We start from the raw sequence: 1,742 nt of genomic DNA, 5'->3' as shown, positions 1-1,742 counted from the left end.
GGATTTAGTGGAATTATCGTTTCGCATCAATTTTTCGTTAAGCCGAAAATTGAACGGTTACGAACTTCCAGCCATCTCAAAGCAGCGGGACGTTATAGGCAATGCTAACAACCTCATTTAAAATATAATGAATTTAATTTTCGCTAAACTTTTTGACGGATATCAAAAATGGAATTATCCAGCTAGATTTAGTATAACAATGTATATTAGTGTTTTTTATTTCTTTCTAGCATTCCTTATTTTGTTGCCAACTAAAACATATATTGACCACCAAATATTTAACGACGAAATTCATTACGAGAAGTCAACGATATTGATTATGGTATTTGGATTGTTAACAGCAATTATATTTTTTGTTTATATCGGTTACATAAAAAATAACTACATTCAAAAGTTGTCGGAAAAATATAAGAAAACAAGTGTAAACAAGGCTTTGCTTTTTTTTATAGTCACATTCGCTCCTGTGATTCTTATGGTATTAGCTGGAATAATTACAGTTTTGCTAAATGGAGGATCAATATTAAGGAATGAAATAAAAGGTTACTTTGAATAGAAATAAAAGCACAGCCTATAACAGCTGTCTGTGTCTATTGTGGAGTTTAGTGGAATTACCGTTTCGCATCAACATTCTGCAAAACCGAAAATTGAAAGGTTACGAACCTCCACAACAGACCACAGGCAGCGGGACGTTAGCAGTAATGCAACCGCCGAAACACGAATCTAATAAATCATTATGAACTTAAGATTGTTTTTACTTTTAGTTATTATTGAATCGCTCTTTGTGATTGTTGGATTTTATGGACTTATTTTAATTTTCTTTCTTTATTTTGGTTCTGGGGCTGGAGCGACTTCTGACAAAGCTATGTTAACGGAAAATATTGGGTTTGGAATTCTATTTTTAATGCCATTCCTCTTTGGAATTTTAAAATTCAGAAATGTAACAGAAAAATTAAAAGCCAAAAGTTATTTATACTCAGGTTTGCTCGTGACAATAGTTAGCGGAATATATTTTGGACTGAATGTTTAATTGTGCTTCTTCTAACAGCTAAAAGTGGACGGAATACATCAATAAAATTGAAATAAAATAAAATGAAATTTAACTTTGTCAAACCTACTTTAATTTCTTGTGCTATTGGGTTTTTTATTCCTGGTTTTACAGCAATTTTATTTTTTTTATTTCAACTATTGACTGACAAAATCGGCATAGATTGTAGCACTTCTTGGAAATCAATATGGATTTTAACAAGTCTTATTTCTGTAGCGTTGCCCTTTGTTTTCATAGAAAATATTAAGAAAACTAATAATCCAACTTTGACCAAACTGACATTATTTAATTTTATCGAATATATTAGTCTACAAGCCTGCTTAGCTCAATTTTTTACTGACTCTAAAACAATATGTTATGGTTCTGGTGGACAAAATGGAATTGAACTTGTGTTTACGGCTTGGATTGCTTTACCTATTTTGGTTTGCATAAGTTTTGTGTTTAAGCATAAATTAGAAAATTACCTTGAATAAATGCACTACTGCTAACACACGCTACAAGCAATTTGGGTATTAGGCTTAATTTGAAAATGGTTTTGTATTTGGAAGATTTGGCAAATCCGAAATATAACGCTGATTTAATCCCAAACTGCTTGTAGCGCGAGAACGTTATGCAACAGTTTAGAAAACACATGTATGAGAAAAATAACAATTGTGCTATTACTTTTTATTTCAATCAAGACTTTATCGCAGAATAA

Annotated in this window: 3 protein-coding genes; all 3 read left to right on the top strand. The window is 31.3% G+C overall.

From position 1 onward, the window contains the following. Window positions 1–127 precede the first annotated feature (127 nt). The 3 genes from IWX80_RS16930 (at window position 128) to IWX80_RS16920 (ending at window position 1,518) form a co-directional block, all read left to right on the top strand. Window positions 128–553, top strand: a complete 426-nt coding sequence (locus tag IWX80_RS16930; protein WP_196854479.1) for a hypothetical protein — start codon at window positions 128–130, stop codon at window positions 551–553. 180 nt (window positions 554–733) lie between these two features. Then, entirely contained in the window at window positions 734–1,027 is a 294-nt protein-coding gene (locus IWX80_RS16925; RefSeq protein ID WP_196854478.1) for a hypothetical protein, read from the top strand. Between the two features lie 62 nt (window positions 1,028–1,089). Then, window positions 1,090–1,518, top strand: a complete 429-nt coding sequence (locus tag IWX80_RS16920) for a hypothetical protein (protein WP_196854477.1) — start codon at window positions 1,090–1,092, stop codon at window positions 1,516–1,518. Window positions 1,519–1,742 lie beyond the last annotated feature (224 nt).

The sequence above is a fragment of the Flavobacterium sp. CAN_S2 genome, from assembly GCF_015752255.1.
Classification (GTDB): Bacteria; Bacteroidota; Bacteroidia; order Flavobacteriales; family Flavobacteriaceae; genus Flavobacterium.
The sequence above is the reverse complement of the archived record's forward strand: the minus strand, read 5'-3'. Positions and strand labels throughout refer to the sequence as shown.

Excerpts from the sequence above, each read along its gene's own strand:
- IWX80_RS16930 (WP_196854479.1), top strand. The coding sequence starts at position 128 with ATGAATTTAATTTTCGCTAAACTTTTTGACGGATATCAAAAATGGAAT.
- IWX80_RS16925 (WP_196854478.1), top strand. The coding sequence starts at position 734 with ATGAACTTAAGATTGTTTTTACTTTTAGTTATTATTGAATCGCTCTTT.
- IWX80_RS16920 (WP_196854477.1), top strand. The coding sequence starts at position 1,090 with ATGAAATTTAACTTTGTCAAACCTACTTTAATTTCTTGTGCTATTGGG.